At 67.3% G+C, this 13,114-nt stretch carries 8 protein-coding genes; 6 read left to right on the top strand and 2 right to left on the bottom strand.

Annotated features, from left to right (window positions below; translation table 11 throughout):
- Nucleotides 1-14: 14 nt before the first annotated feature.
- From ACIA8C_RS32465 to fabD, 5 genes are read left to right on the top strand one after another with little or no spacing between them, the layout of a single operon-like run.
- Nucleotides 15-4,505, top strand: coding sequence for a beta-ketoacyl synthase N-terminal-like domain-containing protein (locus tag ACIA8C_RS32465; RefSeq protein ID WP_397141326.1), 4,491 nt, complete (start codon nt 15-17; stop codon nt 4,503-4,505).
- Nucleotides 4,502-6,040, top strand: a complete 1,539-nt coding sequence (locus ACIA8C_RS32460; protein ID WP_397141324.1) for an FAD-dependent monooxygenase — start codon at nt 4,502-4,504, stop codon at nt 6,038-6,040. The genes ACIA8C_RS32465 and ACIA8C_RS32460 overlap by 4 nt, the downstream gene beginning before the upstream one ends.
- On the top strand, nt 6,037-7,683 hold the full coding sequence (locus ACIA8C_RS32455) for an FAD-dependent monooxygenase (protein ID WP_397141322.1): 1,647 nt from the start codon (nt 6,037-6,039) through the stop codon (nt 7,681-7,683). The genes ACIA8C_RS32460 and ACIA8C_RS32455 overlap by 4 nt, the downstream gene beginning before the upstream one ends.
- On the top strand, nt 7,680-8,645 hold the full coding sequence (locus ACIA8C_RS32450) for a zinc-binding alcohol dehydrogenase family protein (protein ID WP_397141320.1): 966 nt from the start codon (nt 7,680-7,682) through the stop codon (nt 8,643-8,645). Before ACIA8C_RS32455 ends, ACIA8C_RS32450 begins: the two co-directional genes overlap by 4 nt.
- A 10-nt stretch (nt 8,646-8,655) precedes the next feature.
- A complete protein-coding gene (fabD, locus tag ACIA8C_RS32445) occupies nt 8,656-9,495 on the top strand; it encodes an ACP S-malonyltransferase (protein ID WP_397141318.1) in 840 nt (279 codons plus the stop codon).
- 6 nt (nt 9,496-9,501) lie between these two features.
- Here the strand turns inward: fabD and ACIA8C_RS32440 are convergent, their stop codons facing one another.
- The gene (locus ACIA8C_RS32440) at nt 9,502-10,521 is read right to left on the bottom strand and encodes a crotonase/enoyl-CoA hydratase family protein (protein ID WP_397141316.1); all 1,020 of its coding nucleotides are present in this window, start codon (nt 10,519-10,521) and stop codon (nt 9,502-9,504) included.
- 85 nt (nt 10,522-10,606) lie between these two features.
- Here ACIA8C_RS32440 and ACIA8C_RS32435 point away from each other — a divergent pair, with 85 nt between their 5' ends.
- Nucleotides 10,607-12,241 (top strand): acyl-CoA dehydrogenase family protein, encoded by a 1,635-nt coding sequence (locus tag ACIA8C_RS32435; protein WP_397141314.1) that lies wholly within the window; start codon nt 10,607-10,609, stop codon nt 12,239-12,241.
- A gap of 29 nt (nt 12,242-12,270) precedes the next feature.
- On the opposite strand, the gene ACIA8C_RS32430 is transcribed toward ACIA8C_RS32435, so the two are convergent.
- Nucleotides 12,271-13,002 carry a PaaX family transcriptional regulator C-terminal domain-containing protein gene (locus ACIA8C_RS32430; RefSeq protein ID WP_397141312.1) on the bottom strand — a complete coding sequence of 244 codons (732 nt, stop codon included), beginning with the start codon at nt 13,000-13,002 and terminating at the stop codon, nt 12,271-12,273.
- Between the last annotated feature and the right edge of the window lie 112 nt (nt 13,003-13,114).

Raw genomic sequence — 13,114 nt, 5'->3', positions numbered from 1 at the left:
ATCGAGGAATCCAGATGACACCCGAAGAAGAAAATGCGCAGCTCAGAGCATTGTTACGGAAGTCGCTCGCGACGATTCGAGAGCTGAACCGGGAGACGGCCACCGGCGGCGCTGCCGCGGGTCCTGTTGCCATCATCGGCACGGCATGTGAGCTGCCCGGCGGTGTCGATTCACCGGAAGCCTTCTGGGAACTGTTGAATTCCGGAAAGTCTTGTGAGCGTGACGCTCCCGCGAGCGAGTGGCTGCGAAACGTGCACAGTCGGTACTTCGCGCGGCATCCTGCGGCGGCGGCCTACGCGTCGGCGAACTATCTCGATCGCGACGTAATGCGGTTCGATCCACGGCCTTTCAACATCTCGCCGAACGAGGCGCGCGACATGGACCCGACGCAGCGGCTGGCGTTGAAGCTCACCGCGCAGGCGCTGGAACGGGCGGGGTACAACCCGTGGCGGATGACGGGCAAGGTCGGCGTCTACTTCGGCGTGATCGGCGGCGAATACGGTGCGCTGGCCCGGAAGTCCGGGGAGCCGGGCCATTACGTGGCGACCGGCACCCTGGACAGCGTCGTGTCCGGGCGCATCAGCCACACCTTCGACTTCGCCGGGCCCGCGCTCTCCATCGACACCGCGTGCTCGTCGTCCCTGGTCGCCCTGCATCTGGCCTGCGCGGGCATCCGCAACGGTGACTGCGACATCGCGGTGGTCGGCGGGGTGAATCTGCTGCTGGACCCATCGGTGGTTGGCGCGCTGGCCGGATTCGGCGCGCTGTCGCTGGATGGCCGCTGCCACCCGTTCACCGGCGACGGCCAGGGGTACGGGCGTGGCGAAGGCGGTGCCGTCGTAGTGCTGAAGCGGTTGTCCGACGCGAACAACGACCGCGACGGCGTACTCGCGGTGGTGCGCGCCACCGCCGTCAATCACGACGGACGGTGCAGCGGTCTGACGGTGCCGAACGGACGAGCACAGCGGCAGTTGCTGACCGACGCGTTACGCAAGTCGGGCCTGCGCGGATCCGAGGTCGACTATCTCGAAACCCACGGAACCGGAACACCATTGGGCGACCCGATCGAGATGACGGCGGCCAGCGCGGCCTACTGCCAGGACCGCCTGGTGGACCGGCCACTGATCGTCGGATCGAACAAAGCCCAGATCGGCCATCTGGAGGCCGCTTCGGGACTGGCTTCACTGCTCAAAGTGGTTCTGGTGCTGCAACATCGCCGCATCCCGGCGCAACCCGGATACGACGCGCTCAGCCACCCGATCGACTTCGACAAACTGGGATTGCGCGTCCCCGACGCGCACCTAGATGTCCCCGGACGCGAATTGATCGCCGCGGTCAGCTCGTTCGGATTCAGCGGAACCAACGCGCACGCGGTGATCGGCAGCCCCGAGGAGCGGCAACGCACCGCGAGCACCGAGCAGCGCACGCACGCCCTGCTCCTCGGTACCCGCTCCGCGAAAACATTGGCGACCACCATCGAAGACGCGGTGCGATACCTCCGAACCACGCCCGACGCGAACGCCGAGGACGTGTGCTTCACCTACGCCACCGGCCGCGCGCACGGCCCCTATCGCAGCTACGTAACGGGCGCGAATCGCGACGAACTGCTCGACGCACTCGAAACCCTCTCCGCTACCCCCCATTTCACGACCCGATCGGTACTGACCCGAACCGGCCCGCTGAAGCCGGTCTTCGTCCTGTCGGGACTGATTCCGCGGCAACCGGATTCGCGAGCGGACAGCTGGCATCGATCGTTCAGCGGATTCCGCGGCGGTTTCGACGCCGTGGCCACCGCATGGACGGCACATCGCGGCACGCCACTGCCGAGGGGAACCCGCACCGACAGTCCGGTGGCGGCGGCGTGCCACCAACTGGCCGTGCTGTGCGGCCTGATCCGGATGTGGCGCGGCTTCGGCATCGAGCCCGAGATCTGGTGCCCCGACGGTATCGGCATGTACGCGACGGCTATCGAAACCGGTGCGCGCAGCGCGGATTGCCTGGTCGGCGAATTGATCGACCTGTTCGTCACGGCGCCAGACGAGCCGAGTTTCCTGACGCCGAGCGGTGTTGCCGCGCTGCGGATACCGGAGGGAACCGGCCCGGCAACGCGAGTGCCCGCGCAGGTATTCCGTTTCGAAGCCGCCGTGATCTGTCCGGCCACCGGCGAGTTCCTCAGTCCACGCCGAGCACTGGAACCGGACTACTGGCGGCAAGCCGCACAAGCAACACCCGATCTCGCCCGCACCGCGCGTCTCTGTGTCGGCCACGAAGCGCGGGTGGCCGTGGTGCTCGGCCTCGAATCGACACCGACTCGACCGATGGCCGAGGCACTGTCCGTGGTCGAACTCGCCTCGGGCACGGACGCACTGCTGGCGGCCCTGGTCCGCCTGTACGAGCTGGGCGCGGAGGTCGACTGGGCCGCCTGGTACGAAGGCACCGGAGCCCAGCGAGTCCAGGTGCCCATTTCGGCCTACGAGGAGTCCGTCTACGTCCTGGAATCGCCGCTGGACGAGCCAACCGCGGTACCTGGTGGCGACCCGCTGGAACCACACATCCATCCCGCACCGCGCGGCAGCTCCGAGCTGGACTTCGTGCTCGCGAACAGTGTGCTCCCGCTGGCCGACACCCACAACATCGTGCACATCGGGTATTTCGTCGAAATGCTGCTCCGCGCGACCGCCCGGCTCGCCCCCGATGCTCGCTTCGACATCGCGGAGATGACCTTCAGTTCCGCGCTCGTGATAGCGGACACGCCGGTTTCGGTGCGGTTGGCTTTCGACGACATCGACGCCGCCACAACACGGTTCGGCTTCTATTCGCTAGTCGACGCGGAGGCGAACCGATGGCGGACGCATGTCTGCGGAGCACTGGTCAAGCGTTCCGGCCCGCCACCGGTCTTCGCCGAAATCGTCGGCGCGTCAGTCGGATCCGATACCGCATACACCGGCGACGAGTTCTATGCCGCCATGCACGACCGTGGTCTGCGGCTGGGGCCGAGCGTCCGTGCGGTCGGCGCGGTGCGCCGCCACGGCACCGTCGCCATCGCCGCTATCGATCCCGCGCATGCCATCCGTGCGGAGCGTGCGGCGACCCGCGTCGCCCCCGGCATCCTCGACGCGTGCGCCCAGGTCTTCCACGTCCTCATGCCGGACGTCGTGCCGGCGGGCGCCGCGTTCATGGTCGAACGAATGGCGGGTCTGATCGTGCGACCCGGTGAACCGGTGGCGCCGCACAGCATTCGGGTCGACGGCGTCGAGCTCGCCCCCGACGGCAAGAGCGTGATCGGCCGGTTCGCCCTACTGGACGCGGACGCGGCCAGCATCGTCGAATGCCATGCCTGCACCGTCCGCTGGATCGACAGCGGCATCGACTCGGTCATCGCGGCCTCGGACGCCTCGGCGGACCCGCTGCGCTTGTCCTCGGCCGAGATCGCCGAGATAAACGCGGCCCATGGGCCTGCGGCTCAGACTCTCCTCGAGGCCGCGATAAGCCGGTTGGTCACCGAACTGACCGGCCTCCCGGCCGCCGACCTCAGCTCCGCCGACACGACCGCCGCGCTCGGCATCGACTCGATCCAGGCGACCCGGCTGTATCGAGCGCTGGAGCCGGTCGACCCGCGCCGGCGAGTCGAGCTCGAGGATCTCGTACAGGGCATCGCCATCGCCGAACTGGCGGGCCGGCTACGCTCCGCAACGGCCGCTGCGGAACTCCGCTCGAATACGAAACCGTATCTGCCACCGCGCAATTCCGATGCGCCACTACGTCTGCTCTGCATTCCATACGGCGGCGGCAGCACCCTTCTGTTCCACGGCTGGCGATCCCTACTACCCGCCGACATCGAGGTATGCCCGGTCGCATTACCCGGCCGCGGCACCAGACTCGCCGAACCCTTGGTGCCGGATGTCTACCGCATCGTGCACGAACTGACCGACGAAGTACTGCGCTGCGGCGACGAACCGTTCACCCTCTACGGCCACAGCGCAGGCGGATTGATCAGCTACCTGCTGGCGCTCAACCTGCGCGAACGAGGCCACCCCGGACCAAGGCACCTGTATATCGGCGCGTTCAGCAGCCCCGGCCACACCGGCAACCCCTTCTACCTGGCATGCCGGGAAGAGCTACGGCAGGCGGGCTACCCAGATCTGCCGAGCGACAACGAGATCCGCGACCTCACCGATCCGCAGCTCGAAAACCTGGCCGCCCTACTGCGTTTCCCCGCCGCCGACGCCGACGCGGCATTCCTGCGGATGGCATTGCCCATCCTGGCCAACGACATCCGTATGGTCGGCAGCTTTCGCCAGGCCGAAGCGAAGGTCCTCGAGGTGCCGATCACCGCCATGCACGGCCGTAACGACGACCGCGTCACGGAAGCGAACATGCGAGGCTGGTCCGCCTGGACATCCGCCGAGTTCGACCTGCACGTCCTCGACGGTGACCACTTCTTCCTGCACCCCGAACAATGCCGCGGGGACGTGCTCGACATTCTCGCGAGGGGCGCCCGATGAACGGATTCGACACCACCCCAACGCAATACGAAGCGATCATCATCGGCGCGGGCCCGGTCGGCCTCTTCGCCGCCGTACTTCTCGGCCAATACGGCGTGCACACGTTGGTGGTGGAACGCCGACAGCAGATGTACACCTACCCACGCGCGATCGGCATCGATGACGAAACCATGCGCGCCATGCAGGCAACCGGCATCGCGGAAACCCAACTGCCGCAACTGAGGTACTCGCCAACCATCGAATACCTGTCCCCGGTCGGCTATTCGCGCTTCCAGCCGCCCGCCACACCAGGTCCCTTCGGGCATCCATTCCTCGCTACCTTCCTCCAGCCAAACCTGGAAGCAGGTCTGCGTGCTCGATTGGCCGAATTGCCCACGGTCGAACTGCGCGAGGGCACCGAATTCATCGACTTCGACGAGGCGGGCGGAATCGTCGCCCTGATGCGCGACGCCGACGGCCACGAACTGCGCGCGTCCGCCCGATTCCTGCTGGCCTGCGACGGCGGCCGCAGCCGGGTACGTCAGCAACTGGGCGTCGAACTTCTCGGTGACACCCAGCAGGAGAAGTGGCTGGTGGTCGACGTGCGCGATGACGACGTCCTCGCGGCAGCGATGCGCGACCGCCATCAGGACACCGCCGACCAACCCATGGTGTCGATCTCCCTCCCCGCGGGAATGCGCCGCATCGAATGCCGGCTCGGTGCGGCGGAACGAGCCGAAACCGTTGGCCGAGAAGATATTCAGGAAGCACTGCGGCCACTGGTCGCCGATCACCCGGTCGACGTCGTGCGAGCCGCGGTATACGAACGCTACTTCCGGCACGCCGAACAGTTGCGCGACGGAAACGTCTTCCTGCTCGGCGACGCCGCGCATCTCGTTCCGCCCTATGGCGGCCAAGGCCTGTGCTCCGGTGTCCGCGACGCGATCAACCTCGCCTGGAAGATCGCCTTCGTGCTCCAGGACCGCCTGCCCGCCGACATCCTGGACAGCTACGACACCGAACGCGGCGGCCACCTCACCCGCACCGTGGCCTTCGTGCGGCACCTCGCCCGCCGGATCGAGGGGGACAGCGGCGAGGCACCGGACGCGCTCGAACTGTCGGTGCAAGACCAGCGTCGCGCCAAACCCGCACCCGAATACGACATCGGCTTCTTCGACGAAAAGGCCGGCGGTGGAAAGATGTTCCCGCAGCCGGTGGTGCTGCACGAAGGCAGCACCCGACCGCTGGACGATCTCCTCGGCCACGGCTTCGCGGTACTGGCGCGAAGCCACAGCCGCATCTCCGCGATCGGCTGGCGCGCGCTGCTCGGTGCCGACACGGTGGTCGCGCAGGTGCGCGCTCACGGGGAGCCGAGTAAACCCGGGGTGCTCGTGCTCGACGACGCCACCGGCGATCTGGTGCGCGCCATCGGCGACGCCGATTTCGTGGTGCTGAGGCCGGACCGATTCGTGTTCGCCGCGTACCGCGACGCCATGGCCCCTCGGATCGCCGAGTGCCTGTCTGCGTGGCAGTTGTCCCGTGGCGGTGCCCGATGATCGAAAGTCGAAACGGCACAGCGCAGGTCGACGTCCTCATCGTCGGTGCTGGCCCGGTCGGACTCACCATGGCCTTGGCGCTGGCCGCCAATGGCGTGCGATTCCGCATCGTCGACAAGCTCGACCGCTGGTCGGAGCTGAGCAAGGCGATGACGCTGACACCACGGACGCTCGAATGCTTCCGGATGCTCGGCGTCGCCGACCGCTTCCTGGAGGAGGGCATCCTCTCCCGTCGCATCCACCACTACACCGAGCGGCGAAACCCCATCGCGGTCACCGATCTGGCCGGACTCGACGGCGAATTCCACGGTGTGCTGCACCTGAGCCAGCGCCGAACGATCGAAATCCTCACCGCCGCACTGGCCGAACACGGCATCCTCGTCGAACGTGGCCTTGCCCTCACGGAGGTCGCGCAGTCGAAGGCAACCCATGTCTGCACCCTCACCGCGGCCGATGGCGCACTCACTACGGTCGAAGCACGCTATGTGGTGGGCGCCGACGGCAGCCGGAGCCGGGTGCGTGAGGTGATCGGCACGCCCTTCGACGGCGCGGAACAGTCGGAGACCTTCATCATGGCCGACATCGAAATGGCCGGTTTCCCATACCATCCCGAGGATCGGCACGCGTTCTATCTGGACGAAGGCACCTTCTTCACCATCCTGCCGATCGACGGACGCTACTTCCGCTTGATCTCCACGTCGCGCACCGCCGCCGCGGAAGTCGACGAGGAATTCATTCTGCGCCGATTCGACGAGCTGTTGCGCACCGTCGGCCTCGCGCACGTGAAACTCGGAGAACCGTTCTGGCTCACCCGCTTCAATCCACGCCAATATCTGGCGGAACGACTACAGGTGGGCGGCATTTTCCTCGTCGGCGACGCCGCCCACATCCAAAGCCCCATCGGTGCACAGGGATTGAATACCGGCATACAGGACTCGATGAACCTGGCCTGGAAGCTCGGCAGCACCCTGCGTCACGGCGGCACCGCGATACTGCGCAGTTATCACGACGAACGGCATCCGGTCGCGAAGGGTCTGTTCGCATACAACAACATGCTCAGCGAGCGCATCTTCGGCCGCAATCGCCTCAAACGGCGGTTACTGCGCTATCAGAACTATCTACTCCGCCTCCCCAAGTTCCATGCCGAAGAACTCGCGAAGGTCAGCCAGTACCGCGTCGGCTATCCCGAGGGCGGCCTCTTCGCGCGCCCCGCACCGGGCAGCACACCCGGCGGGCCTCGGGTGCGGGTCGGAGAACGCATGCCGCACTGCGCCTTCGAGACCGCGGACGGTCACTCGCTGCGGCTCTTGGCCGAACTGGGCGGCTACCGGCACGTGCTGCTCATCTTCGCCGGTGAAGACACCGTCCCGCCGGAAGCGTGCACGGCTCGAGTCGAGCACGGGACGGTCAGCTATGTCGTCTACGACCGGCCGTCACCACGACAGAAGTACCGGCGACCGAACGGCGGCAACGTACTGTTCGACGTTTCCGGACGATGGCGCGCACAGCTGCGGGTGCCGCAACACACCGGCGTGCTGCTCCGCCCCGACGGCTACGTGGCGGCGGTATTCCGGCACGGAGACCATCGAACGCTCGAGACCTATTGGGACCTACTCACATCGCACACCGAGGACGGACAATGAAGGCACTGCGTTTCGACCAGATCGGCTCCCTCGACGCCTTGTCCCTGGCCGAAGTGCCTCGGCCGCAAGCGGTCCCGGGTGAGGTCGTCGTGCGCATCCACGCCGCGGGCGTCAACCCGAGCGACTTCAAGAATGTACTCGGCAAGTTCCCGTACACGACCGTGCCGCGCACCCCCGGCCGTGACTTCGCCGGTGTCATCGTGGCGGGCCCGGCCGGGCTGATCGGCCAGGAAGTGTGGGGCAGCGGCCGTGAACTCGGGTTCGTCCGCGACGGCTCGCACGCCGAATACCTGGCGCTGCCCGCGGCCGGTGTCGCGCGCAAACCCATCAGCCTGTCCTTCGCCGAGGCCGCCGCCTCGGGTGTGCCCTACCTGACCGCGTGGGAGGCCGTCGAACGGATCGGCGTCGGCGCGGGCACCGGCCTGGTCCTCATCGGCATGGGTGCGGTCGGCACGGCCGCCTACCTGCTCGCCACCGCCCGCGGCGCCGATGTCGTTGTCGGCGTGCGCCGTTCGGAACGCGCCGCCGAACTGCGCGCCCGAGGTGTCGAGGCGATCGTGCTGGACGACACCGAGAAGTTCGCCGCACAGGTCCGTGACCGCTTCACCGACGGTGCCAAGGCGGTATTCGACACCACCGGCTGCTGGCTGCCCGCGGCGATCACCGCGCTCGGCACCGGCGGTCACATCGCGGTGATCGCCGCACCCGCCGACGGTCACGAGCGAGTTCCCGTGCTCGACCTCTACCGCCGCGGCGGCACCCTCGTCGGCGTCAATTCGGCCAGGCACGACACCATCACCAGCGCCGCCTCGCTCAACGGCCTCGGCGAGCTGTTCGACTCGGGTGCCCTGCCCGCGCCGACCGGCATCGTCGCCCGGCCGCTGGACCGGGCGATCGAGACCTATCGCGAGTTGGCGGCGGGGGCCAACGACAAGTTCGTGTTCACCGAACTCGGCGACTGAGCGCCGAACGATGCCTGTCTTCGTCTTCCCCGGCCAAGGTTCGCAGTTTCCCGGCATGGGCAAGGAACTGTTCGACGAGTTCCCCGATCTCGTGCGCGAGGCCGACGCGGTACTCGGGTATTCGGTGCGCGAGGTGTGCACGGAGGCAGGCGGCGCGCGCCTCGCCATGACCCGGTACGCCCAGCCCGCCATCTACACCGTGAATGCCTTGACCTACTTACGTTTTCAACGCAAGACGGCATTGCCTCCGTCGTATCTGCTCGGCCACAGCCTGGGCGAGTACTGCGCGCTGTTCGCGGCGGGCGCGTTCGACTTCGCCAGCGGGCTCGAACTCGTCGCCCGGCGCGGCGAATTGATGGCAGACGCCGACGGTGGCGCGATGGCGGCGGTGGTCGGCCTCACCGCCGAGCGGGTCGAGGCCACCGCCGCGGACAGCCCCGGCGGCGGCATCTGGGTGGCGAACCTGAACACACCGGACCAGGTGGTGATCTCCGGCTGCGCCGAGCACATACGCTCGGCGCGCGACCATTTCCTCGCCGCGGGCGCGACTCGCTACGTGGTGCTACCGGTGAGCGGCGCCTTCCACTCGCCGCTGATGGCGGCCGCTCGGACCAGATTCGCGGAGGTCCTGGCCGCCGCACCGATCCGCGACCTCCGAATTCCCGTGGTTGCCAACCTCACCGCCGAACTGCACGCCGCCGACCTGCGGGCCTCGCTCGCCGCACAGATCTGCGCGCCGGTCCGCTGGGCCGACAGCATCCGGCTGTTGTTGCACCGCGGCGAGACCCGCTTCATCGAAACCGGCGCCCGCCGCGTGCTCACGCCGATGATCGAAAAGATCGCCGCCTGAACGCGGCTATTTGTCGAACTGCGCCCGCTTCCAATCACCGTACGGCTCGTCGCGTTCCCGCACCGCCTCCCGGAAACCCACAGTGGCCGAACGCAATTGGAAGGCGTAACCCTCGCGGGTGTGCCGGGAGATGCCGTCGAAGACGGTGCTGATCATGCCGGAGTTCGCCACCCCCTGCGCGAGCAGTGCGCTGTTCAACGCCAGCTTCGCCATGACCAACTGGTTGATCGGCATCCGGGCAATGCGTTCGAGCAGCGCCTCGGTTCGCTCGTCGAGCTCATCGGCGGGCACGGATTCGACGGCGAGGCCCCATTCCTCGGCCTGCTTGCCGGACAGGCAGTCGCCGGTGAACAGCAGCCGCTTGGCGCGCTGGTCGCCGAGGCGGTGTGCCCACATGCCCGCGGCCGGAATGCCCCAGACCCGGGTGGGCGGGTAGCCGATCTTGGTGTCGTCGGCGCAGATGATCTGGTCGGCGTAGAGCGCGATGTCGGTGCCGCCCGCGACGGCGAACCCGTGCAGCTTGGCGACCGTCGGCTTGTTGGCGTGCAGCAGGCTGGCGAAGCCGCGGTTGAATCGGCTCATCATCGCGTAGTCGACCATCGGGTCCCAGGTGCCCCATGGATTGTGATTGCCGGCCTGGACCGCCGGGTCGAGCACGGTGCCGGTGGGCGCCGCCGCGTCGTCCGCCGGTTCCTGTCCGTTCTCGGCGAAGATCGACAGGTCGTAGCCGCCGCAGAAGCCTTTACCGCGCCCGGAAACCACCATTACGTGCACGCGCGGATCGAGATCGGCCCGCTCGACCGCGTGCGCGAGCTCGAGCGGAGTGTCGGCGGTGATCGCGTTTCCGCGTTCGGGGCGGTTGAAGGTGATCCGCGCGATCCGGCCGGTGACCTCGTAGGTGAGCGTGCGGTAGCTGGCTTCCGTCGGCGGGAGCGCGCGGTCGGCCCACGGTGAATCGGGGGCGTCGGTAAGCCCCTCATACCAAGCGGCCGGGCGGGTGCCGGAATGATTCTCGAAGTCTGACAACAGGGTTTCCTGACTATGGCGGGGCGAACTCCCCACTGATATTACATACTTGTATCAATTGACGGAACGCTGTAATACTGAATTCATGCCTACCCACGCGGTAACGAACCAGGTTCCCCCGCTCGTCGACTACGACGCCGCCGAGCAGCCGGTGCTGCTCGAGGCGCTACACCGCGCGGGCGCCGACCACTCACTCGACGAACTGCACGAGATCGGACGGCTGGCAGGCAGCGCCGAAGCCATCGAGCTCGGTGATCTCGCCGAGGCGCATCCGCCGACGCTGAAGACGCACGATCGTTATGGCAACCGGATCGATGAGGTCGGCTACGACCCGAGTTATCACCGGTTGATGGCGCACGCGGTCGGCCTCGGCTTGCACGGCGCGGTGTGGGCGGACACCCGGCCGAACCCGCACCTGACGCGGGCCGCGAAATTGAGCGTATGGGGCCCGGTCGACGCGGGCCACGGCTGCCCGATCTCGATGACCTACGCGGTCGTCCCCGCTCTGCGTGCGGCTCCGGAACTCGCCGCGCAGTACGAACCCCTGTTGTGTGCAAAGGAATACGACCCGGTGCTGCGAGCGCCGCTGTCCAAGCGCGGGTTGCTCGCCGGGATGTCGATGACCGAAAAGCAAGGCGGCTCGGACGTTAGGGCCAATACCACCGCCGCCACCCCGATGCCGGACGGAAGTTACCGGATCACCGGGCACAAGTGGTTCACCTCCGCGCCGATGTCGGATGTGTTCCTGGTGCTCGCGCAGGCACCCGGCGGGCTTTCCTGCTTCTTCGTCCCGCGCGTGCTGCCCGACGGCACCCGCAATACCTTTGCGCTGCAACGGCTCAAGGACAAACTCGGTAATCGTTCCAATGCCAGTAGCGAGGTCGAATACGACAACACCATCGGCTGGCTGGTCGGTGCCGAAGGCCGTGGCGTGCCGACGATTATCGAAATGGTCAACCTCACCCGGCTGGATTGCACCATCGGCACCGCCACCGCGATGCGCACCGGTGTCGCCGCGGCCGCGCACCATGCCGCGCATCGCACGGCTTTCGGTGCGACGCTGGCGGATCAGCCGCTGATGCGCAATGTGCTCGCCGATCTCGCGATCGAAGCGGAGGCGGCGACCACGGTCGCCATGTGGCTGGCCGATCTCACCGATCGGGCGACGGCCGGGGCGGACGGCGCCGACCAGTTGCGCCGAATCTCGTTGGCGGTGAGCAAATATTATGTGTGCAAACGCGGCCCGATCCATGCCGCCGAGGCGTTGGAATGCTTGGGCGGCAACGGTTATGTCGAAGAATCGCGGATGCCGCGGCTCTATCGGGAAGCGCCGTTGATGTCGATCTGGGAGGGGTCGGGCAATGTCGCCGCGCTCGACACGTTGCGCGCGATGGCCAAACAACCGGAAACCCTTGGCGCCTTTTTCGACGAAGTCAAACGTGCCTCGGGTGCCGACACGCACCTCGACGCCGCGATCGTCCGGCTGGAACAGCAATTCGGCGACTTCGACACGATCCAGCATCGCGCCCGCCGCATCGTCGGCGATATGGCGCAGGTACTTCAGGCGTCGCTGCTCGTTCGCTACGGTCACCCGGCGGTCGCGGACGCGTTCACCGTCAGCAGGCTCGGCGGCGAACACGGCGACGTTTTCGGCACCTTACCGACGGGTATTGATAGCGCCGCGATCATTCAACGCGCCACGCCCAAGACGAGCGACTGAAACCGGCCTGCGCAGTTCCCCGATCGCCACTACGCATCCGAGGTGACAAGCAGCTGCTCCGCGAATGCCATGAATTCGGTTCGGAACGCCGCGTATTCGGCGCGCAGCGGTAGCCCGGGCCAGTCGGCGGGGAGTAGCGGATCGGGCAGCAGCGGGTCGTCGAGAATATGCCGCACCGCCGCTGCCGCCACCTCGAACCGCTCCCGCAACGAGGACGAAGTCGCGAACTCGTGCAGCAGCCGCCGCGCGTCGCGAGCCCAAAGCTGTGGTGCGAAAAGGCTTTCCGCCAACGCGACCGACGCGTCCATCGGTACCGCAGTGAACACCGAAACGCGCCGGCTGGCATCCGGCCCGAGAACGATCTCGATGTTCGCGGGCCGGGTCCACACACCCTCACGCAATTCGCCGAGTTTGCGGGTGCGCATCGTGTCGCGGAAAGCCGTCCGAGCAGCCGCGTCGTCGCCGACGGCCGTCACCACCGCCAGAAACCATTCGCCGTCCCAGGCTTTCACCACGGGACTCACCGCGGCGTCCTGCCTGCGCTGTCGCTCGATCAGCCGATCCGAGAGCCGATACACACCATTCGCGCGTTCCAGATCACCCAGGGCGACCATCCGGGTCAGCGCGACCCGCACGGCCGATTGCCGCAGGCCGAGTTCCTCGGCCACCGAAACGATCCAGCTGACCGGTGCCTCCGCTGGATGCGCCCCGAGCAACGCACTCAGAATTGCCGACCGAGCGGTCAGCTTCCGCACGCGCATCGCCACACCCCGTCCTATCCGAGTGACCGCCTGCCGAACTCCGGCGGGCGAACCCGGAATTCTACAGACGAGCCTGCCGCGAACCGCCGCGAGACATCGCCCGCCCGAAGTC

It is taken from the genome of Nocardia sp. NPDC051321 (assembly GCF_044455225.1).
In the GTDB taxonomy this organism is placed as follows: Bacteria; Actinomycetota; Actinomycetes; order Mycobacteriales; family Mycobacteriaceae; genus Nocardia.
This window is presented reverse-complemented; position numbering and strand designations above follow the sequence as displayed.

What these genes read in the sequence shown, in the direction of transcription:
- ACIA8C_RS32465 (WP_397141326.1), top strand. Translation starts at nt 15, where the DNA reads ATGACACCCGAAGAAGAAAATGCGCAGCTCAGAGCATTGTTACGGAAG.
- ACIA8C_RS32460 (WP_397141324.1), top strand. Translation starts at nt 4,502, where the DNA reads ATGAACGGATTCGACACCACCCCAACGCAATACGAAGCGATCATCATC.
- ACIA8C_RS32455 (WP_397141322.1), top strand. Translation starts at nt 6,037, where the DNA reads ATGATCGAAAGTCGAAACGGCACAGCGCAGGTCGACGTCCTCATCGTC.
- ACIA8C_RS32450 (WP_397141320.1), top strand. Translation starts at nt 7,680, where the DNA reads ATGAAGGCACTGCGTTTCGACCAGATCGGCTCCCTCGACGCCTTGTCC.
- fabD (WP_397141318.1), top strand. Translation starts at nt 8,656, where the DNA reads ATGCCTGTCTTCGTCTTCCCCGGCCAAGGTTCGCAGTTTCCCGGCATG.
- ACIA8C_RS32435 (WP_397141314.1), top strand. Translation starts at nt 10,607, where the DNA reads ATGCCTACCCACGCGGTAACGAACCAGGTTCCCCCGCTCGTCGACTAC.
- ACIA8C_RS32430 (WP_397141312.1), bottom strand. Translation starts at nt 13,002, where the DNA reads ATGCGCGTGCGGAAGCTGACCGCTCGGTCGGCAATTCTGAGTGCGTTG.